20 protein-coding genes are annotated in these 22162 nt (G+C 68.5%); 17 read left to right on the top strand and 3 right to left on the bottom strand.

Annotated features, from left to right (window positions below; genetic code table 11):
- Nucleotide 1: 1 nt before the first annotated feature.
- Entirely contained in the window at nt 2-1612 is a 1611-nt protein-coding gene (locus ACSFA5_RS03765; RefSeq protein WP_435442667.1) for an MFS transporter, read from the bottom strand.
- Between the two features lie 285 nt (nt 1613-1897).
- Here ACSFA5_RS03765 and ACSFA5_RS03760 point away from each other — a divergent pair, with 285 nt between their 5' ends.
- Entirely contained in the window at nt 1898-2626 is a 729-nt protein-coding gene (locus tag ACSFA5_RS03760; protein ID WP_435442666.1) for a FadR/GntR family transcriptional regulator, read from the top strand.
- 73 nt (nt 2627-2699) lie between these two features.
- On the opposite strand, the gene ACSFA5_RS03755 is transcribed toward ACSFA5_RS03760, so the two are convergent.
- Nucleotides 2700-4373 carry a hypothetical protein gene (locus tag ACSFA5_RS03755; RefSeq protein WP_435442665.1) on the bottom strand — a complete coding sequence of 558 codons (1674 nt, stop codon included), beginning with the start codon at nt 4371-4373 and terminating at the stop codon, nt 2700-2702.
- 167 nt (nt 4374-4540) lie between these two features.
- Here ACSFA5_RS03755 and ACSFA5_RS03750 point away from each other — a divergent pair, with 167 nt between their 5' ends.
- From ACSFA5_RS03750 to ACSFA5_RS03715, 8 genes are all read left to right on the top strand, one after another.
- The gene (locus ACSFA5_RS03750) at nt 4541-5212 is read left to right on the top strand and encodes an amino acid ABC transporter permease (protein WP_435442664.1); all 672 of its coding nucleotides are present in this window, start codon (nt 4541-4543) and stop codon (nt 5210-5212) included.
- Between the two features lie 24 nt (nt 5213-5236).
- Entirely contained in the window at nt 5237-5890 is a 654-nt protein-coding gene (locus ACSFA5_RS03745) for an amino acid ABC transporter permease (RefSeq protein ID WP_435442663.1), read from the top strand.
- An 85-nt stretch (nt 5891-5975) separates the two neighbouring features.
- On the top strand, nt 5976-6773 hold the full coding sequence (locus ACSFA5_RS03740; protein WP_435442662.1) for a transporter substrate-binding domain-containing protein: 798 nt from the start codon (nt 5976-5978) through the stop codon (nt 6771-6773).
- Between the two features lie 27 nt (nt 6774-6800).
- Nucleotides 6801-7556 carry an amino acid ABC transporter ATP-binding protein gene (locus tag ACSFA5_RS03735; protein WP_409169477.1) on the top strand — a complete coding sequence of 252 codons (756 nt, stop codon included), beginning with the start codon at nt 6801-6803 and terminating at the stop codon, nt 7554-7556.
- Nucleotides 7556-8305 (top strand): sugar phosphate isomerase/epimerase family protein, encoded by a 750-nt coding sequence (locus ACSFA5_RS03730; protein ID WP_435442661.1) that lies wholly within the window; start codon nt 7556-7558, stop codon nt 8303-8305. The genes ACSFA5_RS03735 and ACSFA5_RS03730 overlap by 1 nt, the downstream gene beginning before the upstream one ends.
- A 22-nt stretch (nt 8306-8327) precedes the next feature.
- Nucleotides 8328-9281 (top strand): sugar kinase, encoded by a 954-nt coding sequence (locus ACSFA5_RS03725; RefSeq protein ID WP_435442660.1) that lies wholly within the window; start codon nt 8328-8330, stop codon nt 9279-9281.
- 2 nt (nt 9282-9283) lie between these two features.
- The gene (locus tag ACSFA5_RS03720; RefSeq protein ID WP_435442659.1) at nt 9284-10264 is read left to right on the top strand and encodes a 2-hydroxyacid dehydrogenase; all 981 of its coding nucleotides are present in this window, start codon (nt 9284-9286) and stop codon (nt 10262-10264) included.
- Between the two features lie 139 nt (nt 10265-10403).
- A complete protein-coding gene (locus tag ACSFA5_RS03715; protein WP_435442658.1) occupies nt 10404-11429 on the top strand; it encodes a LacI family DNA-binding transcriptional regulator in 1026 nt (341 codons plus the stop codon).
- On the opposite strand, the gene ACSFA5_RS03710 is transcribed toward ACSFA5_RS03715, so the two are convergent.
- A complete protein-coding gene (locus ACSFA5_RS03710) occupies nt 11404-12930 on the bottom strand; it encodes an FAD-dependent oxidoreductase (protein ID WP_435442657.1) in 1527 nt (508 codons plus the stop codon). The two genes, ACSFA5_RS03715 and ACSFA5_RS03710, sit on opposite strands and share 26 nt — an antisense overlap.
- A gap of 79 nt (nt 12931-13009) precedes the next feature.
- Between ACSFA5_RS03710 and ACSFA5_RS03705 the strand changes: the two genes are divergently transcribed.
- From ACSFA5_RS03705 to ACSFA5_RS03670, 8 genes are all read left to right on the top strand, one after another.
- Nucleotides 13010-13459 (top strand): MarR family winged helix-turn-helix transcriptional regulator, encoded by a 450-nt coding sequence (locus ACSFA5_RS03705; RefSeq protein WP_435442656.1) that lies wholly within the window; start codon nt 13010-13012, stop codon nt 13457-13459.
- On the top strand, nt 13459-15843 hold the full coding sequence (locus ACSFA5_RS03700; RefSeq protein WP_435442655.1) for a DNA polymerase II: 2385 nt from the start codon (nt 13459-13461) through the stop codon (nt 15841-15843). The genes ACSFA5_RS03705 and ACSFA5_RS03700 overlap by 1 nt, the downstream gene beginning before the upstream one ends.
- Before the next feature lie 225 nt (nt 15844-16068).
- The gene (locus ACSFA5_RS03695; protein WP_435442654.1) at nt 16069-17100 is read left to right on the top strand and encodes an ABC transporter substrate-binding protein; all 1032 of its coding nucleotides are present in this window, start codon (nt 16069-16071) and stop codon (nt 17098-17100) included.
- A 4-nt stretch (nt 17101-17104) separates the two neighbouring features.
- The gene (locus ACSFA5_RS03690) at nt 17105-17899 is read left to right on the top strand and encodes an ABC transporter ATP-binding protein (RefSeq protein ID WP_435442653.1); all 795 of its coding nucleotides are present in this window, start codon (nt 17105-17107) and stop codon (nt 17897-17899) included.
- A gap of 10 nt (nt 17900-17909) precedes the next feature.
- Nucleotides 17910-18758, top strand: coding sequence for an ABC transporter permease (locus ACSFA5_RS03685; protein ID WP_435442652.1), 849 nt, complete (start codon nt 17910-17912; stop codon nt 18756-18758).
- A gap of 72 nt (nt 18759-18830) precedes the next feature.
- Nucleotides 18831-20213: an FAD-dependent oxidoreductase gene (locus tag ACSFA5_RS03680; RefSeq protein WP_435442651.1), complete on the top strand. Its 1383-nt coding sequence runs from the start codon at nt 18831-18833 to the stop codon at nt 20211-20213.
- Nucleotides 20210-21373 carry a CaiB/BaiF CoA transferase family protein gene (locus tag ACSFA5_RS03675; RefSeq protein ID WP_435442650.1) on the top strand — a complete coding sequence of 388 codons (1164 nt, stop codon included), beginning with the start codon at nt 20210-20212 and terminating at the stop codon, nt 21371-21373. Before ACSFA5_RS03680 ends, ACSFA5_RS03675 begins: the two co-directional genes overlap by 4 nt.
- Entirely contained in the window at nt 21370-22146 is a 777-nt protein-coding gene (locus tag ACSFA5_RS03670; RefSeq protein WP_435442649.1) for an enoyl-CoA hydratase-related protein, read from the top strand. The genes ACSFA5_RS03675 and ACSFA5_RS03670 overlap by 4 nt, the downstream gene beginning before the upstream one ends.
- Nucleotides 22147-22162: the final 16 nt, after the last annotated feature.

The raw sequence follows: 22162 nt of genomic DNA, 5'->3' as shown, positions 1-22162 counted from the left end.
GTCAGGGGCTGCGCTCGGCCAGGTAATGCCGCGTGACCACCGGCACGTCGGGCATCTGGAACACGCGCGCGCTCGCCTCCATCTCGTTGCTCGCCACCGTGGCGCGCGAACGCTGGCGCAGGTAGTCGGCCCATGAGGTGACGATGAAGCGTTCCACGTAGCGGCTGGGGTCGCCCAGGTCGCGGTACACGCGCCAGAAGGTGGCGCCGTCGCGCCGGCGCGGCACGGCCAGCTGCTGCACCGTGTCCAGAAAGCGCCGCGCGTCGGCCTCGCGGATGCAATAGACCACCTCGACGGCCACGGGCCCGGCCTCGAACTCGGGTTCGTTCGCCAGCAGCAGTTCGTCGCTGTGCGCAGCCAGCGTCACTTCGTCGTCCGCGCCCATGCGCAGCGGGTACGGCCGCGCCAGGCCCACGCTCGCCAGCATGAAGGCGGCCGACATGCACAGCGCCGCCGGCAAGCCCAGCAGGCTGGACACCGCGCCCCACAGCGCCGAGCCGATCGCGAACGCCCCCAGCGAACACAGCGTGTGCAGCGATGCGGCGCGCGCCCGCACCCAGGGCGGTGCGCTGGTCTGCGTGGCGGCGTTGAAGGTCGACATCATCGTCATCCAGGCCGCGCCGCCGAGCACGAAGCTCAGGTACACCAGCGGGCGCCAGGTCGACAGCGCGCCCACCAGCATGGCGCTGGCAAAGACGAGGCAGCAGCATGCGGCCAGTGCGTCGAGCCCGAAGCGCGAGCGGATGCGCGCGACGAAGAAGCCCGCCGACACCGCGCCCGTGCCCAGGCAGGCCATCAGCAGCCCGTAGCCCGCCGCGCCCAGGCCCAGCCGCTGCGACGCGATGACCGGCAGCAGCGCCCACAGCGCCGAGCCCAGCCCGCTGAAGCCCGCGGTGCGCACCAGCTGCGCGAAGATGGCCGGCGAGTGCCGCGCATAGCGCAGCGCGCTCAGCATGCCGCCCCACAACCGCTCGGCCGGCAGCTTGGCCGGCAACGGCGGGCGCGGCGGCCAGCGGCGGGTGGCGTAGCTCATGCCCATGGCCGTGAGCACGGCCATCGCGAACACCGCGCTGGCCCCGGTGAACGCGAACACCAGCCCCGCCAGCGCCGGCCCCACGGCACGGGCGCCGTTGAAGGCCATGGACACCAGCGTGATGGCCTGGGGCAGCTCCTTGCGGTCCACCGTGTCGCTGACGGCGGAGTTCCACGAAGGCGACTGCAGCGCGGTGCACACGCCCAGCAGGAAGGTGAAGAACAGCAGCGTGCCCGGCCCTGCCCAGCCGGCCAGCGCCAGCCCGGTGAGCGCCAGCGCCGCCACGGCGTACACGCCCTGGATGCGCAGCATCAGCTTGCGGCGGTCGGTGGTGTCGGCCAGCACGCCGGCGGGCAGCGACAGCAGGAACATCGGCAGGAAGGACGCGGTCTGCACCAGCGCCGCAAGAAACGACGAGGCCGTGAGCTCGATCATCAGCCACGAGGCGGCCATGTTCTGCATCGCGTTGCCCACGAAGAACAGGCTGCCGGCCGTCCACAGGCCGCGAAAGGGCGGGTGCTCGAGCGGACGCCAGATGGAAGGGGCGTGGGCGGGGGCTGCGGGGGTGTCGTTGTTCAAGCGCGGGGAGTCCGTCGGCGGGCTGCGCGAATCATATCGGCGCTGCCCCTGCTGCGCTTGTCGCGCCCGCGGCTCGGGGCTCGATGCGGCCCGTGGCCGCCAGCATTCGGGTCGGCGTCAGTCGATCGGATGGTCTCATGGGGTTGACTTGTAGCATCATTGGTTCAACCATGATGAATACTGAGAGAATGGTCAACCGCACCGGCCCGAGGCGGCACACTAGCGGCCCTGATCCGGCAATCCGGCATTCAGCCCGTTCGCGATATCCAGAGGAGGAAAAGAGCCATGTCTGAAATCACACCTGTCTTCGCGCCTGTGCGCATGCGCCGCGCCTTCGAGGCCATCTGCGACCAGATCCGCCAGCAGGTGGCCGACGGCGTGCTGTCCGCCGGCGACCGGCTGCCGAGCGAGAAAGACCTGTCGGAGCAGTTCGGCGTGAGCCGCAGCGGCGTGCGCGAGGCGCTGCGCAGCCTGGAGATGGCGGGCATGGTGGAGGCGCTGACCGGCATCAACGGCGGCTTCTACATCAAGCAGTCTCACCCCGAGGGCATCACGCAGGCGGTGCGCGACATGGTGGCGCTCAACCAGGTGCCGGTTTCGGACGTGACCGAGGCGCGCATCCTGATGTGCGGTCTGGCCATCAGGCTGGCCTGCGAGCGCGGCACCGAGGCCGACTTTGCCGCCATCGAGGCCGACATCGACCGCTTCGCCGAACTCGTGAAGCAGGGCAAGCCGGTGCGCGACAGCGCGCTGATCACCGAGTTCTACCGGCTCATCGGCCGTGCGACGCACAACGAGGTGATCGTGATGCTGATCGACGCGCTCTCCGAAATCCTGCGCGGGCTCATCGCGCAGCTGCAGGCGCCGCACAGCAACGTGGTGCAGGTTCGCCGCAAGGTGCTGCGCCTGATGCGCGAGGGCGAGGCGGACAAGGCCGGCGCGGCGCTGGCCAAGCACCTGACCGCGCTGCACCTGCTGCTGGAGGACATGGAGCGCAAGAAGGCGGCGCGCTGAAGGGCTTGCCGCAGCCCGAGCCGCAGACCGCCTCGCTGCGCTGCGCTGGATCTGCGGCAGGCAGCGCGCCTGGCTAGTCCGAACCCGAGCGCCACACCCTCGCCAGCGCAGCCATCTTCCCCCGCAACCCCAGCCTGTCGTTCGACAGCGCGTCGATGAAGTCCGACAGGCGCTGCGACTTCACCATGGTGTAGATCGTGAGCCAGGTCGTCGCGACGAACACCACGCCGAACCAGACCGCCTTGCGCCACAGCGGCGCGTCGGCTTCGGCCAGCAGGTTCATGCCCAGGAAGCCGGTGGTGATGGTGCCGATGAGCCCGAACAGCGTGACCACCGTGAGCCGCACCACGGTGCTGGCCTGGCGGCGCAGGCTGTCGGCGTCCAGGTAGGTGTTCATGTCGGCGATGCGCGACTTGACCTCGTCGTAGAGCGCGTCCAGGCCCAGGTGCGTGGTGCACATGTGCGACAGCGCGCGCACCTGCGCCTGTTCCGAGATCTCGTGGAACCAGTAGCGGTGCGTGAAGCGCAGGAAGCGCTCGAAGCTCGCACGGATGGCGCGCTTGAACTGCTTCACGCTCGGCGTGCTGCGGATGTCCAGCTTCTTCAGCGCCTCCACCAGCTGGTCGGAGAACATCAGCAGCGAAGCCTTCTGGAAGTGCGCGATCAGGAACAGCAGAAAGTGCTGGTGGCGAAACTGCGCGAGCACGCCGCGGTCGCGGCAGCAGAAGAACTCCGATCGCGCGTCGCCCACCACCACGAGCGCATGGCCGTTGCACAGGTAGCGCGTGCGCGGCGCCGCGCCGGCATCGACCCAGAAGCGGTCGTAGCAGTACTTGTGCTCGAAGTCCGCGAGGTGGTGCTCGGCATACGGCAGGTGGGCATCGGCCGCGCCCGCGCCTGTGACCAGCGCCAGCCGAACGAAGTCGTCGCGCGTGAGGCGGCGCGGATCGTCCAGCGACAGGTAGGCCATGACCGGCATGCGGTAGTACTCGATCTGCCGGTAGCGCAGCGCGCCGGGCTCGTCGGAGTAGTCGGTCACCAGCGGCTGCATCAAAAACGCCCAGTGCGACGAGATGCGCGGCGCGCGGTGCTGGGCCACGTGCGACAGGAAGGCATCGCGCTGCTGCGCGTCGGAGCGCGCGAGCACGCGGCCGTCGGCGGCCAGCCATTCGACGCTGGCCATGCAGTGCAGGGCGGTGCCGTCGGGCTCCCAGCCCGCGGGGTACGCACGCCCGAAGCGGTAGAGGATTTCCTGCGCCTGGGCCAGGCTCAGGTGGTCCGCGCCGACCTCGAGGTTGAGCAGCACCACGTCGATGTCGAAGAAGAAGTACAGGTCGCAATGGACCACCTGCAGCGTGACCGGCGCGTCGCCCGGCTGCGCCACCACGCGCACCGCCGCGATGTCGTGGCGGCGGAAGATGCGCATCGGCGAATCGCCGTCGCTGCCGCTGTCCCCGTGCCCACGGCCCTCGCCGTACAGGAAGCGCTGCACATACGGCAAAAAGCTCACGAACTCGTTGTAGTGCCGCTCGTGAAAGCGGCTGCTGTCGCCGGTGTATTCGTCGACCTCCTCGCGCCACGGCGAGGCGTCGCCCATCTCGCGCAGCACGTGCCAGGGCCCGTGGTGGGGCGGCCTGGCGCCGGGCGCGGGCATCAGCCGCAGGGGCCACAGCAGCGCCTGCCTGAAATGCTGCACGACGGGAGCGCCCGCAGGGTGGGGATGTGCCGAATCTGTCTTGGGGGGCATGGCGTCCGCGGGTGGGTTCAGCATCGCGAAGTGTAGGCAGCCGCTGGGACAAAACGACCACCTAGGGGAATCCCTAGGTCGACCTGAAACCGGTTTCATATAAGCTGCAAGCATTGCTTTCGAGGCATGCACGCGCACATCCGGCGCCCCTGCAGCGCTTGCCCACCATGAACTACCAGTTTCAATTCGACGCCGTCTTTGCCGCCTGGCCGCTGCTGCTCAAGGGCACGTGGATCACGGTCCAGCTGTCGCTCATCGCCACGGTGCTGGGCCTGCTGGTCGCCATCTTCTGCGCCTGGGGCAAGACCTCGGGGCCGGGGTGGCTGCGCTTTTTCATCAATGCCTACATCGAGGTGATCCGCAACACGCCGTTCCTCGTGCAGCTGTTCTTCTTCTTCTTCGCGCTGCCGGCCATCGGGCTGCGCTGGTCGCCGCAAACGGCCGCGCTGGTGGCCATGGTGGTGAACCTGGGCGCCTACGCCACGGAAATCATCCGCGCGGGCATCGAGTCGATTCCCAAGGGCCAGATCGAGGCGGGCCGCGCGCTCAACCTCAAGTCGTGGGAAATTTTTCGCTTCATCATCATCAAGCCCGCGCTGAAGGCCATCTACCCGGCGCTCACCAGCCAGTTCATCCTGCTGATGCTGAGCTCGGCCGTGGTGTCGGTCATCTCGGCCGACGACCTGACCTCGGTGGCCGCCAACCTGCAGTCGCAGACCTTCCGCAGCTTCGAGATCTACATCGTGGTCGCGGGCATCTACCTGGCGCTGGCGCTGGCCTTCTCGGGCATGTTCAAGCTGATCTACAAGCGCACGCTCAACTACCCGGACCGCCGGTAACAGGCGACGGACGGAGACATCAACATGCGTACCTTCGGCTTTCCCGAATTCCTTTTCATCCTCGAAGCGGCCAAGTGGACGTTGGCGCTGTCGGCCATCGCCTTCGTGGGCGGCGCCGTCCTGGGCCTGGCCATTGCGCTGATGCGCACGTCGGAGTCGCGCTGGGCGCGCGGCGTGTCGACCACCTTCATCCAGATCTTCCAGGGCACGCCGCTGTTGCTGCAGCTGTTCCTGGTGTTCTTCGGTGCGCCGGTGCTGGGGCTGGACATCAACCCGTGGGTGGCCGCGGGTGTGGCGCTCATCCTGAACAGCGCCGCCTTCCTGGGCGAAATCTGGCGCGGCTGCATCGAGGCCATTCCGCGCGGCCAGTGGGAAGCGGCCGAGGCGCTGAGCCTGAAGTACAGCGCGCGCATGCGCGACGTGGTGCTGCCGCAGGCCTTCAAAATTGCGCTGGCGCCCACCGTGGGCTATGTGGTGCAGATCATCAAGGGCACGTCGCTCGCGGCCATCATCGGCTTCGTCGAGGTCACGCGCGCCGGGCAAATCGTCAACAACGCCACCTTCCAGCCGCTCATCGTGTTCTCGGTGGTGGCGGCGATCTACTTCGCCATCTGCTGGCCGCTGTCCTTGCTGGCGGCGCGCATGGAGCGCAAGCGCGCCCGTGCCCTGGCGCGCTGAGCGCACGCTGAAGTCCCGCTTTCCGCTTTCGCTTTCGCTTTTTTCTTTCTCGTCGCTTCCTTTCTTTATTCAGGAGACACATCAAATGACCCGTACCACCACCCGCCGTGCAGCCATTGCCGCCTTGGGCCTTGGCGCCGCGCTGACCGTGTTCGCACCCTTCGCCTCGGCGCAAAGCGTGGCCGACATCAAGAAGAAGGGCGAGATCACCATCGGCATGCTGGTCGACTTTCCGCCCTACGGCACCACCGACGCCAAGAACCAGCCCGACGGCTACGACGCCGACGTGGCCAAGCTGCTGGCCAAGGACTGGGGCGTCAAGGCCAACATCGTGCCGGTGACCGGCCCCAACCGCATTCCCTTCCTGCTGACCAACAAGGTCGACGTGCTGGTGGCTTCGCTGGCCATCACGCCCGAGCGTGCCAAGCAGGTGCAGTTCTCGCAGCCCTACGCGGCCGCCACCATCGTGCTGTACGGCGCGACCAAGACCCCCATCAAGGCGGCAGGCGACCTGAAGGGCCTGCGCGTGGGCGTGGCCCGTGCGTCCACGCAAGACGTGGCCGTGACCAAGGCCGCACCGGAAGGCACCGAGATCCGCCGCTTCGACGACGACGCCTCGGCCATGCAGGCGCTCATCTCCGGCCAGGTCGATGCCATCGGCTGCTCGGTGACCGTGGCCGCGCAGATCGCCAAGCGCGTGCCTGCCAACAGCTTCGAAAACAAGTTCACGCTGGTGCAGCAATCGATGGGCATCGCGATGCGCCCCGGCCAGGAAGAACTGGCCAAGGCCGTGAACGAGTTCGTGCAGAAGAACACCGCCAACGGCGAGCTGAACAAGCTGTACCAGAAGTGGCTGCAGGCCGACCTGCCGAAGATGCAATAAGCGAAAGCGTTGGAAGGAAACCCTGGCATGACGACGGAATCGATCATCCGCATGGAAGCGGTCAACAAGTGGTACGGTGAATTCCAGGTGTTGACCGGCATCGACCTGTCGGTGCGCCAGGGCGAGCGCATCGTGATCTGCGGGCCTTCGGGCTCGGGCAAGTCGACGCTCATCCGCTGCATCAACCGGCTGGAGACGGTGCAGAAGGGCCGCATCGTGGTCGACGGCATCGACCTCACTGCGGGCGGAAAGAACGTGGACGCTGTGCGCGCCGAAGTGGGCATGGTGTTCCAGCAGTTCAACCTGTTCCCGCACCTGACCATCCTGGAGAACTGCACGCTCGCGCCCATGCGCTCGCGCGGCATGACCAAGGCGCAGGCCGAAGAGGTGGCCATGAAGTACCTCACGCGCGTGCGCATTCCCGAGCAGGCGAAGAAGTACCCGAGCCAGCTCTCCGGCGGCCAGCAGCAGCGCGTGGCCATTGCGCGCGCGCTGTGCATGACGCCCAAGATCATGCTGTTCGACGAACCCACGTCGGCACTCGACCCCGAAATGGTCAAGGAAGTGCTCGACACCATGATCGGCCTGGCCGAAGACGGCATGACCATGCTGTGCGTCACGCACGAGATGGGCTTCGCCCGCAGCGTGGCCGACCGCGTGATCTTCATGGCCGAAGGCAAGATCGTCGAGCAGGCGCCGCCGGAAGAATTCTTCGGCAACCCGAAGGACGAGCGCACGCGCCAGTTCCTCGGCCAGATCCTGAGTTCCCACCAAGGCCACTGATGTCCTTCGAGGTCTTGATTTCTCTGTCGTCCTTCGGTGCGGCCGAGGTGGGCCGGCACGGCCAGTTGTGGTGCTCGCAGCTGGCCCGCGCGGCCGGCGCCGACTCGGTGGAAGTGCGCGGCGAGATGCTGCGCGACGCCGATGCGGAGCTGCCCGCGCTGAACGGGCTCGCCTCCGTGTACTCCAGCCCCGAAGGGCTGTGGGCCGAGGGCGGCTGGCTCGACAGCGCCGCGCTCAAGCGCGGCATCGATGCCGCCACGCGCGTGGGTGCGAAGCGGCTGAAGATGTCCATCGGCGACTTCCAGGCGTCGTCGCACGGCTCGCTGTGGGGCCTGAAGGTGCAGCTGGCCGAGACGCGCATCGAGCTCGTCATCGAGAACGACCAGACCGTGCGCGCCGGCACGCTGGCCGCGCTGCAGACCTTCTTCGACGTGGCCGACCGCGCCGGCGTGTCGCTGGGCATGACCTTCGACATGGGCAACTGGCACTGGGTGGGCGAGTGCCCGCTGCAGGCCGCGCAGGCCCTTGGCAAACGCGTGCGCTACGTGCATTGCAAGGGTGCGCAGCGCCTGCCGCACAAATGGGTGGCGGTGCCGCTGGGCGACTCGGTCGCGCCGTGGCGCGCGGTGCTGCGCGCGCTGCCGGCCGACGTGCCGCATGCCATCGAATACCCGCTCGTGGGCGACGACCTGGCCGGGGTGACCCGCGCGCAGATCGACTTCATCCGCGCCGCGCGCGCGCAGTCGTAGACCCGAAAAACCCGACAACGACATGACAGAACCCACCGCCTTCGACGTGGCCTTGTTCGGCGAGGCCATGCTGCTGCTCGTGGCCGACCGCCCCGGCCCGCTGGAAAACGCCGAGTCGTTCTTCAAGCGCACCGCCGGCGCCGAGACCAACGTGGCCATCGGCCTGTCGCGCCTGGGCCTGAAGGTGGGCTGGGCCAGCCGCCTGGGCACCGACTCGATGGGCCGCGCGCTGCTGGCCGCGATGCGCGCCGAAGGCATCGAGTGTTCGCACGTGATCACCGACGCGGCGCAGCGCACCGGCTTCCAGTTCAAGGGCCGCGTCACCGACGGCAGCGACCCGCCGATCGAATACCACCGCAAGGGCTCGGCCGCGAGCCACATGGGCCCGGCCGATGTCGACGAGGCCTGGCTGCGCTCGGCGCGCCACCTGCACGCCACCGGCGTTTTCGCCGCCATCTCCGACACCAGCCTGCAGGCCGCGCTGAAGACCATGGACGTGATGCGCGCCGCCGGGCGCACCATCTCCTTCGACACCAACCTGCGCCCCACGCTGTGGTCGTCCACCGAGACCATGCGCCACTGGGTCAACGAGCTCGCCTCGCGTGCCGACTGGGTGCTGCCGGGCATCGAGGAAGGGCTGCTGCTCACCGGCCACGACAAGCCCGAGGACGTGGCCAGGTTCTACCGCGAGCGCGGTGCGAAGCTGGTGGTCGTGAAGCTTGGCGCCGCAGGCGCCTATTACGACAGCGACGTGGCCGGTACCGGCCATGTAGACGGCTTCCCGGTGAAGGAAGTGATCGACACCGTGGGCGCGGGCGACGGCTTCGCGGCCGGCGTGGTGAGCGCCTTGCTGGAAGGCCGCAGCGTGCCTGACGCCGTGCGCCGCGGTGCCTGGATCGGCGCGCGCGCCGTGCAGGTGCTGGGGGATACCGAAGGCCTGCCGACGCGGGCGCAACTCGAAGAAGCGGGGCTCTGACCATGACGCAAAAGAACGTGCTCGTATTCCGGGCGCTGCCCGAAGACCAACTGGCGCGCCTGCTGGCCGCGCACCACGTCACCGTGGCCGATCCGCGCAAGGAGCCCGAGGCCTTTGCCGCCGCGCTGCGCACCGCGAACGGACTCATCGGCTCGAGCTACAACGTCGACGCCGCGCTGCTCGACGCGGCGCCGCAGCTGCAGGTGATTTCCAGCGTGTCGGTCGGTGTCGACAACTACGCACTGGCCGAGCTGCACCAACGCGGCATCGTGCTGTGCCACACGCCCGACGTGCTGACCGAGACGGTGGCCGACACGGTGTTCGCGATCCTCATGGCCACGCAGCGCCGTGTGGTGGAGCTGTCGAACCTGGTGCGCGAAGGCCGCTGGACGAAGAACATCGGCGAAGAGCTGTTCGGCACCGACGTGCACGGCAAGACGCTGGGCATCCTCGGTTTCGGGCGCATCGGCCAGGCCGTGGCGCGCCGTGCTGCCTTGGGCTTCGGCATGCCGGTGCTCTATCACTCGCGCCGCGCGGTCGACCTGGCTGCGCAGGCGCCCGAGTTGCAGGGCCGCGCCACCCACACGCCGCTGGACGACCTGCTGGCGCGTGCCGACATCGTGCTGGCGATGTTGCCGCTGACGGATGCGACGCGCGGCATGATCGATGCTGGCTTTTTTGCGCGCATGAAGCCGGGGGTGTCGTTCATCAACGGCGGTCGCGGCGCCACGGTGAACGAAGAGGCGCTGCTGCATGCGCTCGACCACGGCACGCTGCGCGCCGCCGGGCTCGACGTGTTCGCGAAGGAGCCGCTGCCGGCGGAGTCCCCGCTGCGCACGCATCCGCGCGTGACGCCGCTGCCGCACATCGGTTCTGCCACGCACGAGACGCGGCATGCGATGGCCGAGCTTGCGACGACCAATCTGCTGCAGGTGCTGGCCGGGGAGAAGCCGACGGCGCCGTACGACACGGCGAGCGCATGACAGCCCTGTCTTGCTCCCTCTCCCCTTGGGGAGAGGGTTGGGGTGAGGGCGGGGGCCTTCGCGCAAATGCTGTCCGCACCATCGCCGCTGGCCCTCACCCCAACCCTCTCCCCAAGGGGAGAGGGAGCGAGAGCCGACCATGAAGCCCAGCGGGCGCGCCACCATCGCCGACGTGGCCGAGGCTGCCGGCGTTTCCAAAGCCACCGTCTCGCGCTTTCTCAACCACCGCGAACGCCTGCTGAGCCCTGACATCGCGGCGCGCGTCGAGGTTGCCATCGCGGCGCTGCAGTATTCGCCGAGCCCGATGGCGCAGGCGCTGAGCCACGGGCGCTCGCGGCTCATCGGCCTGATCGTGGCCGACATCACCAACCCCTACTCCGTGGCCGTGCTGCGCGGCGCCGAGAAGGCCTGCCAGGACGCCGGCTACCTCGTGATGCTGTTCAACCTCGGCAACGAGAGCGAACGCGAGCGCGAGGCCATCGATGCGCTGGCGGGCTACCAGGTCGACGGCTTCATCCTCAACACGCTGGGCCGCGGCAGCAACGTGGTCGACGCGGTCACGCTGCACGGCAAGCCGGCGGTGCTGGTCGACCGGCGCCACACCGGCATGCACACCGACTTCGTCTCGCTCGACAACCACGCCGCGATGACGGCCACCTGCGGCCACCTTGTCGAAGGCGGCTACCGCGAGCTGCTGTACGTGACCGAGCCGCAGAAGGGCGTGAGCTCGCGGCGCGAGCGCACGGCCGCCTTCGGCGCCTGCGTGGCGGCGCACGAGCCGCGCGTGGCGGGCGAGATCTTCGAATGCGTCGAAGGGGGTCACGACGCGCTCGACGAAGCCCTGCGCGCCCTGCGCCAGCGCGCCAAACGCGGTCGGCGCGCGGCCGTGGTCGCGGGCAATGCCGTGGTCACGCTGCGTGTCGCGCAGGCGATGGCACGGCTGCGCTGGCGGTTCGGCGACGACCTGGGCTTCGTCGGCTTCGACGATCCCGAGTGGGCCTCGCTCATCGGCCCGGGCCTGAGCACCGTGGCCCAGCCGACCGACGCCATCGGCCGCACGGCGGCCACCTGCCTGATCGAGCGGTTGCGCGGCCTCGACGTGCCGCCGCGCCAACTGCTGCTGCCCGGCGAACTGGTGGTCAGGGGCTCTTCACAGGCGTCCTAGCGGCGAAAACGTGCAGGCCGACGCTTCGCAGACAGCCTTCCAAAGCCTCGGCATGGGCGCGTGCGACGATGGCGCCCAGGTAGCCGTCGGGCCGCACCAGCACCCAATCGCCAGCAGCGAGCCCGTAGGCATTGCGAACGTGGCCGCCATCGTCGCGCAGGTCGCCTTTGTCGCCGAAGGTGTGAACGTGCAGGCCCGGGCGCGGCGCAACGTCGCGGCGGTCTGCGTCATAGCCCAGCAGCGTCCAGTGCGCGCCCTTGAACAGCTGGAACAGGCGCGTGGCTTGGCCGGCGGCACCGGTGACCGGTGCATCGGGCGCGCGGTTTCCCGCACGCAGGCCGTCGACGCGTGCCGGCGCTTCCACTGCGAGGGACGAGCCGGCGTACCCGAGGTCGAGCTGCTGCACCTCCCGGCCGCGCCGCATCTCGCCCCGCTTCGCATCGCCGAGCAACTTCGTGGCAAGCCCGAGCACCTGTGCGGCGATGGGGCGGCGTTCTTCCTCGTAGCTGTCGAGCAGGGTCGCGGGCGCGCCGGCGGCAACGGCCGCCAGCTTCCAGCCGAGGTTGTAGGCGTCCTGCACGCTGGTGTTGAGCCCTTGGCCGCCCGTGGGCGGATGGACGTGAGCGGCGTCGCCGACCAGCAGCACGCGGCCGTCGCGGTAGCGATCGGCCAGGCGCGCGTTCACGTGGAATGCCGAGGCCCACGAGACCGAGTGGATGCGGATGTCGTCACGGCCGGTGCGCGCGGCGACCATCGCGTTCAGGCCCTGCGCGCCGAGGTCGATGTCGCCCTCCGGCGGTATCGGTGCCTGCAGCTGGAACAGCTCGGTTCCTGCGAGCGGGCACAGGGACATCTGCACCGCCATGTCGCCTTCGTTGAACCGGTGCCACGCGTCGCGCCCGAGCCCTGTCAGCACGACATCGGCCACCACGGCACGCACGCCCAGCGTCTTGCCCGGAAAGCCGATGTCCAGCGCATGCCGCACGAAGCTGCGGCCGCCGTCGGCGCCGACGAGAAAACGCACGCGAAGTTTCTCCTCGCCCGCGGCGTCGGCCAGCCGCGCCGTGACGCCGTTTTCGTCCTGCGAAAAGCCGAGCAGTTCGCAGCCGAATTCCGGCCGGTCCCCGAGCTCGGCCAGGCGCTCGCGCATCGCGCCCTCGGTCAGGAACTGCGGGACCATCAACGGAATGCCATAGGGTTCGGCGGGCGTCGGCGCTTCGTGCGTCATCACCAGCGATTCGGTGAAGCTGCCGTCGGCGCGGTATTCCCGCGAGGGCGGGTACACGCCGCCGGCCGCGACGACGCGATCGAGGATGCCCAGGTCCTCGAAGACCTCCTGCGTTCGCGGCTGGATGCCCTTGCCGCGCGAGCCGCTGAAAGGCGCGTTCATCTTCTCGATCAGGCGGAACGAAACGCCGCGCCGCGCCAGGTCGATGGCGAGCGTGAGCCCGGCCGCGCCGGCGCCGCAGATCAGTACGTCTGCAGAAAAGTCCTGGGTCATGAAAAGCTCCAATGTGTGTAATATGCACTCAACAGGAGCGGATGCTATGCCAAAGAAAATAAATGTGCAAGATGCACATATGTCGACGCAACTGCGCGCGTTGCACGGTGCGCTGCTGACCGTGGTGAGCGTCATGAACCGCCCGCAGCGCGACGAGGCGATGGTGCGCGAAGCGGGCATTTCGCTCGATCGCGCCTTGTTTCCGTTGCTGGTGGGCATCGAGCGGGTGGGACCGATCGGCGTGGTCGAACTGGCCGACCGTGTGGGGCGCGACTACACGACGGTCAGCCGGCAGGTTGCGAAGCTGGAGAGCCTGGGCCTGGTCGAGCGCCAGGGCGGCGTTCACGACCGGCGCGTGCGCCAGGCCATCGTGACGCCGAAGGGCAAGGTGATGACCGATGCCGTGGACACGGCGCGCGAACGCCTGGGGCGCGCCATCTTCGACCAGTGGGAGCCGCAGGAATTCGAGGACCTGGTGCGGCTGCTGCAGAAGTTCGCGCACGACATCGAGGGCGCAGGCGGGCGCTAGTGTCATCCACCGAACTCAAGGGCTTCATCCTCACGCGCCATTGGCGCGATGCTGCTGCCGGCACCGAAATCGAATACTGGCTGGCCACCGATGCAGGTCCGGTGAAAGTGCTGTTGACCTCGCAGACCTGCGTCGCCTTCGTCGCCACGCGGCACCGGGCCGCGGTGCAGGCGCAGCTCGCGGCCATGCCGGGCATGCAGTTGCGCGAATTGGAGCTCAAGACCTTCCAGCAGGACCCCGTCGTCGGCATCTATGCGACGCACTTCCGCCAGCTCGGCCGATTGGCACGCGCCCTGCAGCCGCAGGGCATTCCCGTGCTCGAAGCCGACGTGCGCCCGCACGACCGCTACCTGATGGAGCGGTTCATCACGGCCGGCGTTCGGGTGGAGGGAGGTCTGGCCAACGGCGCCACCCTCGTCGACTGCAAGCTCAAGCCCGCGCCCGAATTCCGGCCCGTGCTGAAGGTGGTGTCGCTGGACATCGAGACCAGCCAGGACGAAGCGCTCTATTCCATTGCACTGGACGGCACGCCGGAGCGCGTGGTCTTCATGCTGGGCGAGCCGCCACCGGATTCGCCCTGCGAGCCGGACGAGCCCATGGACTTCGCCCTCGTCTATTGCCCGACCCGCAAGGCCATGCTCGAGCGGCTCAACGACTGGTTCGAGCGCAACGACCCCGATGTGCTCATCGGCTGGAACGTCATCCAGTTCGACCTGCGCGTGCTGCAGAAAACAGCCGACGACTGCGGGGCGCAGTTGCTCCTGGGGCGGGAGCGGCGGCCCATCGCATGGCGCACCCACCCCGGCAAGCAGGGCTATCTGTTCGCGCCCATGCCCGGGCGGGTGGTCATCGACGGCATCGACGCACTCAAGGCCGCGGTGTGGAGCTTTCCTTCGTTCAGCCTGGAGACCGTGTCGCAAACGCTGCTCGGCGAGGGCAAGTCCATCGGTGACGCGTACGACAAGATGGCCGAGATCGAGCGGCGTTACCAGCACGACAAGCCCGCGCTCGCGCGCTACAACATCCGCGACTGCGAGCTGGTGCTGCGCATCTTCGACAAGGCGAAGCTGCTGCAGTTCGTGATGGAGCGGGCCCACGCCACGGGCCTGCAGGCCGACCACTTCGGCGGCTCCATTGCGGCGTTCAGCCACCACTACCTGCCGCGCATGCATCGCCTGGGCTACGTGGCGCCGAGCGTGGGTGAGATCGCGAGCAAGGCCTACCCCGGCGGGTACGTGATGGACTCGAAACCGGGCTTCTACGACTCCGTCGTGGTGCTGGACTACAAGAGCCTGTACCCGTCGATCATCCGCACCTTCCTGGTCGACCCGGTGGGCTTGATGGAAGGTGCGAACGCCGGCGACCCGGCCCTGCGGGTCAAGGGGCCTGGAGGCACCGTTTTCTCCCGCGAGAAGCATTGCCTGCCCGAAATCGTGGCCACGCTCTGGCGCGCCCGCGACGAAGCCAAGCGGGTCGGCAACGCGCCGCTGTCCCAGGCGCTCAAGCTGCTCATGAACTCCTTCGCTGGCGTGCTGGGTGCGGCCGAGTGCCGCTTCTTCAATCCGCAGCTGGTGTCCGCCGTGACCCTGCGCGGCCACGAGATGATGAAGCTCACGCGCGAATTCGTGGAGCGCCGGGGCTACGAGGCCATCTACGGCGACACCGACTCCATCTTCATCTGGCTGGGGCGTGCCCATGCCAACGCGGAAGCGCACGCCGTCGCGGCCGACCTGGCGCGGGACATCAACGGCTGGTGGACGCGCACCTTGCGCGAAGAACAGGGCCTGGAGAACCTGCTCGAGATCGAGTTCGACACGCACTACAGCAAGTTCTTCATGCCCACCATCCGCGGCTCGGACGTGGGCAGCAAGAAGCGCTACGCGGGCCTGAGCACCGATGCCTCGGGCAAGGAGGAGATGGTCTACCGCGGCCTGGAGATGGCCCGCAGCGACTGGACGCCGCTGGCGCGCCAGTTCCAGGAGGGGCTGCTGTCGCGCATCTTCCAGGGCGAGCCCTACAAGGCGTTCGTGACCGACTACGCGCGCGCCACGCTGGCCGGCGCCAAGGACGACCTGCTCATCTACAGGAAGCGCCTGCGCCACCCGCTCGATGCCTACCTGGTCAACGTGCCGCCGCAGGTGCGCGCCGCGCGCATCGCCGACGCGTACAACGCCAGCGTCGGGCGACCCATGCAGTACCAGAGCGGTGGCTGGATTCAATACGTCATGACCCGCAACGGGCCGGAGCCGCTGGAAACACGCCATGCCCGCATCGACTACGAGCACTACCTGAGCAAGCAGTTGCAGCCGATTGCCGACGCGATCCTCCAGCCCATGGGGGAGAGCTTCATGGCGCTGACGACCTCGCAGCAAGGTCTGTTCTAGCGCGGCGACCGGGATTTCCGGCCCGCGGCAACCGAAAGGCGTGCACCGGCGATGCACGTTTTCCCGAATGTGGTGCACGCCCGCGCGCCGCGTGCACCGCGATGTCATTGGGGCGACGCAAGGGGACCTATTTTTTAGGTCACCCGTTGCGAAAAACGGTGCTTGGTGCGCTCGCCGCGCGCTCCTAGCATCCGTTCACCTCATCGCATCCACAAGGAATCCGCCATGGCCAACCTGCGCGACCCCGGTCGCCGAAGTCTCCTGAAGACGTCCCTCATCGCCGGCGGGCTCTCCGCTGGCGGCCTGCTCAGCGTGGACGCCTTCGCGCAGGGCAAGGCGCGCATCAACATGCAGCTGGGCTGGATCGTCGGGGGCAACCAGATCGGCGAGGTGGTCGCCAAGCGCATGGGCTTCTACGAGCAGGAAGGCATCGACTTCGCGATCCAGCCGGGCGGTCCCAACATCGACGGCGTGGCCATCATCGCCTCGGGCCGCTACGAGGTCGGGCAGGTGTCGTCGAGCCCGTCGATCATGCTGGCCGTGTCGCAGGGCCTGCCGATCAAGTGCTTCGCGGTGGGCGCGCAGAAGCATCCGTACACCTACTTCTCGCTGGCGAAGAACCCGGTGCGCAAGCCCGCCGACCTGGTGGGCAAGCGCGTGGGCATTCCGTCGACGGCCGCCATCCTGCTGCGCGCGCTGCTCGCGAAGAACAAGATCGCCGAGAAGGACGTGAAGATCGTCTCCATCGGCGCCGACATGTCGCCGCTGCTCACGGGCCAGGTCGACGTGGTGACGGGTTGGCTCACGAACACCACCGCCATCAAGGTGCTGGGTCCCGACATCGCCACGCTCACGCAGTGGGACGCGGGCGTGCGCCTCTATGCGCTGCCGTACTACGCATCGACCAAGACGCTGGAGACTCAGCCCAAGGTGATCGAGGCCTTCCTGCGTGCCACCGCCAAGGGCTGGCACCACGTGCGCGCCAACCGCGATGCGTCGGTGGACATGCTGGTGAAGGAGTATCCCAACCTCCAGCGCGAAGACGAGCGCGTGGCGGTCGACGTGATGCTCGAGTACGCGTTCGGCGGCGCCGCGCAGACGCAGGGTTGGGGCGCCATGGACCCGGCCGTGTGGCAGGAGCAGATCACCACCTATGCAGAGCTGGGCCAGTTCACCGCACGCACGCCGAAGGTGGAAGATGTGATCTCGCTCGACCCGCTCAAGGCCACCGCTGCCGCGCGGGCGATGAAGGGCTGACACGATGGCCGCCGTTCTCGACCCAGCCCGTTCACCCGCACCGGCCATTGCGTGCCGCGACATCGGCGTGCGATTCTTCACCGAGCGCCGCGACGTCACCGCCATCCAGAGCCTGGACCTCGACGTGGCGCACGGCGAGTTCCTCACGCTGCTGGGCCCCTCGGGCTGCGGCAAGTCGACCTTCTTGCGCGTGGTGGCTGACCTGCTGCAACCCAGCCGCGGCCACATCGAGGTGCTGTCGTCCACGCCGCAGGCCGCGCGCAAGAACCGTGACATCGGCTTCGTGTTCCAGGACGCGGCGCTGCTGCCGTGGCGCACCGCGCTGCAGAACGTGGAGCTCCCGCTGCAGGTGGGCGGCGGTGCGAGCCGCAAGGGCCGCCGCTCGCCGCAGGAGCTGCTCGAACTGGTGGGCCTGAAGGACCGCGCGCACGCCTTTCCGCATGAGCTGTCGGGCGGCCAGCGCCAGCGCGTGTCGATTGCCCGGGCGCTGGCCAGCGACCCGAAGATTTTGCTGATGGACGAGCCCTTCGGCGCGCTCGACGAGATCACGCGCGACCGGCTCAACGAAGAAATATTGCGCGTGTGGCGCGACACCGGCGTGACCATTCTGTTCGTCACGCACAGCATCCACGAGGCGGCCTTCCTCGGCCAGCGCGTGCTGATGCTGGCGGCCAACCCCGGGCGCGTGCGCGAGATCGTGCCGGTGGAGTTGCCCGCCGAGCGCACGCTCGAGATGCGCGAGACCCCCGAATTCGTTCGCCTCACAAGCCACCTGCGGCGCGTGCTGGAAACCTGCTGAGGCCGATGCCATGAACACACGCTCCCTCGACACCGCCGTGCCCGGCGCCTTCACCGCACCGCTGGACCCCGAGTACCAGGCCTGGGCCGCCGCGCGGCAAAAGCGCCTGTGGCGGCGGCGCATCCTGCCGGCGCTGGGCATCGTCGGGCTCTTGTTTCTGTGGTGGGCCGTGATTGTCGTGTTCGACGTCAAGCCCTTCATCGCGCCCACGCCGTGGGCCGTGCTGGAGACGCTCTACGCCAAGCGCGCCGTGCTGCTCGACAACCTGCTGCCCACCGCGATGGAGGCGGCCGGCGGCTTCGTGCTGGGCAACCTCGCGGCCATTGCGGTGGCGACGGTGTTCGTGCACAACAAGACGCTGCAGGACATCTTCTTTCCGGTGGTGCTGATGTTCAACGCCGTGCCGCTGGTGGCCAAGGCGCCGGTGCTGGTGCTCATCATGGGCAACGGCATGGAGCCGAAGATCACCATCGCTGCGCTGGTGTGCTTTTTTCCGACGCTGGTGAACATGGTGCGCGGGCTGGAGTCGGTCAACCCGCAGGCGATGGAGCTGATGCGCGTGCTGTCGGCCAGCAAGACCGAGATCTTCTTTCGCCTGCGGCTGCTGAACGCATTGCCCTACCTGTTCTCGGCCCTTCGCATCGCGGCGTCGATGTGCGTGATCGGTGCGGTGGTGGGCGAGTGGGTGGGTGCCACGGTGGGCATCGGCGCCATGATCCTGCAGGCCACCTTCAACTTCGATTCGCCGCTGCTCTACGCCGCGATCGTCATGAGCGCCACGCTGTCGGGCCTGTTCTTCCTGCTGGTCACCCTGGCGGAGAAGTGGGTCATTCGCTGGCAACCCGAGAGCGTGCACTGAGCACCGCCGCACTTCCAACAAGTGGCGGCCCGCGTGCCGCCGCACCCCGACATTTCTAAAGGAGACAGTTCTATGAGCCGTATTGGCGACTGGATGCAAGAGCCCGCGCACGACGTGCGCGTGGCGGCCGAATCGGACGTGGTGGTGGTCGGCGGCGGTCCCGCGGGGCAGGCCGCGGCACTGGCCGCCGCGCGCAACGGCGCGAGCGTGACGCTGCTGGAGCGCTACAACCACCTGGGCGGCCTGGCCTCGGGCGGGATGGTGCTGGTGCTGGACGACATGTGGGACAGCCACCAGCAGGAGATTTCGGTGCGCGGCATCTGCTTGGAGATGATCGAGCGCATGTCCGCGCTCGGCCTGGCCGAGTACCCGCGCCAGCAGGACTGGGGCACGCTGCCCGATTCGGTGCGGCGCTGGAAGCGCTGGGGCACCTACGACTTCCACAGCAAGGAGAAGCCGCACCCCATCTGCTTCGCCGCCGCCTTCGACCCCGACGCGTGGAAGCGCACCTCGCTGGAGATGGTGCAGCAGGCCGGCATCGAACTGCGGCTGCATTCGTGGTTCTCGCGCACGCTGGTGGAAGACGGCAAGGTGAAGGGCGTGGTCTGCGAGACCAAGGGCGGGCGCGAGGCCATCCTGGGCAAGGTGGTGATCGACACCACCGGCGACCTCGACGTGGCCGCCTCGGCCGGCGCGCCGCACATCAGCGGCAGCTACATCGTGACCACCGTGTTCCGCCTGGGCGCGGTCGACACCGAAGAGGCCGAGCGCTTCGAGCGCGAGGAACCCGTGGCCTGGCAGGCGCTGGACCGCGAGATCAAGCACATGCTGGGCGGCGCGTGGGACGCCTGGTGGCTCAAGACGCCGCTGCCGGGCGTGGTGTGGTGCAACTGCCCGCACATGCCGGGCCTGGACGGCCTGAAGGTGAGCGACCTGACGCGTGCCGAGGTGCAGGGCCGCGCCACCATCCACAAGGTGATCGAGTTCGTGCGCGCCAGGCTGCCGGGTTTTGCGAAGTGCACGCTGATCGACATGGCGCCGCAGACCGGCATCCGCCAGACGCGGCTGCTCGAAGGCGCCTACGTGATGACCAAGGAAGACGTGGCGCAGCGCACGCGCTTCGAGGACAGCGTGGCGCGGGGCCGCGACTACTACTACCCCTATCGCACGTTGCTGCCGCGCAGCGTGGAGAACCTGCTGGTGGCCGGGCGCCACTACTCGGCCACCTCGGCCGCGCAGAAAATATCGCGCGAAATTCCGCCCTGCATGGCGATGGGCGAGGCCACGGGCACGGCCGCGGCGCTGGCGTTGAACGCGGGCGTGTCGGTGCGCGAGGTCGACATCGCGAAGCTGCAGAAGACGCTGCGCGCCCAGGGCGCCGACCCGGGCGACCAGAAGGGCCCGAACGCCGACGTGCCGGCCATTGCACGTTCGTTCACCCAGGAGGCCGCATGAGCACCGCTGCACTGCCGCTGGACGGCATCCGCGTGATCGACTTCACGCAAGTGATGATGGGCCCGGTCTGCACGCAGATGCTGGCCGACCATGGCGCCGACGTGATCAAGATCGAGCGCAAGGGCGCGGGCGACCTGAGCCGCTCCACCTTCGCGCCCGTGGCGGGCCACGACAACCCGATTTTCTGCAGCCTGAACCGCAACAAGCGCAGCGTGGAAATCGACCTGCGCGACGCCGGGCAGATGGAATTGGTGAAGGCGCTGATTGCCGGCGCCGACGTGGTCACCAACAACTTCCGTGCCGGCGTGATGGAGCGGCTGGGCCTGGGCTACGAAGACTGCAAGCGCCTGAACCCGCGCATCGTCTATGCGGTGGGCACGGGCTTCGGCGAAACCGGCCCGTATGCGCACAAGGGCGGGCAGGACGTGCTGGCGCAGGCGCTCACCGGCGTGATGGCGCGTCGCGCCGACGCCTCGGTGCCGGTGTCCATCTACCCGACGGCGCTGGCCGACTACACGGCCGGCATGCACATGGTGCAGGGCATTCTGCTGGCGCTGCTCCAGCGCGAGCGCACGGGCGAAGGCCAGAAGATTGCGGTGTCGCTCTACAACTCCATGCTCGCCATGCAGATGCAGGAGGCGGCCATGGTGATGATGGAAGACTCCGAGGTGAACTGGGCCGCCATGCCGCTCTCTGGTGTGTTCGACACGCAGACCGGGCCGCTGGTACTGGTGGGCGCCTTCAAGGCCAACCCGCTGCGCGACATCTGCACGGCGCTGGGGCTCGAAGACCTGTCGCTGGACGCGCGCTACGCCACGTTGAAGGCGCAGTTCGCCAACAAGACGGCGCTGCATGCGATCTTCCACGAGCGCTTTGCCAGCGACACGCGCGAGCACTGGCTGGCCAGGCTGGAAGCGCAAGACCTGCTGTCAGCCCCGGTGCGCGACATGCGCGAGGCACTGGTCGACCCGCAAACGCTGCACAACGCGATGATTCTCGAAGGCGGTTCGTCGTCCGGGCGCAAGCTCAGGTTCATTGCCAGCCCGGTCCAGATGTCGGGCGCCAAGGCCGGCCTGCGGCGCGACCCGCCCCGGCTGGGGCAGCACACCGAAGAGGTGCTGGCCGAAGCGCGCGCGCTGATCGAGGAGGCCGGCGCATGAGCGTTCTTTTTGAAGTCGTCGACCATGTCGCCACGGTCACCATCGACCGGCCCGAGGTGCTCAATGCCATCGACCTGCCGACCGAGGCCGCGCTGCAGCGCATCTGGAGCGAGATCGAAGCGCGCGACGACATTCGCGCGGTGGTGCTCACCGGCGCGGGCGAGCGTTCGTTCTGCGCGGGCGCGGACCTGAAGAACACATCGAACCTCAAGGGCGTCGAGTACTGGGCGGCGGCGCGCCCCGGCGGCTTCGGCGGCATCGCGCTGCGCGAGACGCTGGACGTGCCGGTGATCGCGCGCGTCAACGGCTTTGCGCTGGGCGGCGGCTTCGAGATGGTGCTCGGCTGCGACATCGTGGTGGCCTGCGAGGAAGCGAGCTTCGGCCTGCCCGAGCCGCTGGTCGGCCGCCTGCCGCTGGACGGCGGCATGCTGCTGCTGCAGCGGCAGATTCCCTACCGCCAGGCCATGGGCATGATGCTCACCGGCCAGCGCGTGAAGGCGCAGCGTGCGCTGGAGATGGGCCTGGTCAACGAGGTGGTGCCGCGCGCGGAGCTCGATACGGCCGTGAGCCGCTGGGTACAGCAGCTGCTGGCCTGCGCGCCGCTGTCGCTCAAGGCGATCAAGCAGGTGGTGCGCTGCACCGGCACGCTGTCGCCGGCCGAGGCGCACCGCATGCGGCTGCCGGCGCTGGTGGCGGCGCTGCAGTCCGAAGACGCGAACGAAGGCGTGCTGGCGTTCCAGCAAAAGCGCAAGCCGCAGTGGCTGGGCCGCTAGGCAAACGCCGCTCGAT

The organism is Variovorax monticola (assembly GCF_051216855.1).
Lineage (GTDB): Bacteria > Pseudomonadota > Gammaproteobacteria > Burkholderiales > Burkholderiaceae_C > Variovorax.
Note: the sequence above shows the minus strand (reverse complement) of the source record. Positions and strands in the feature narration are given on the sequence as shown.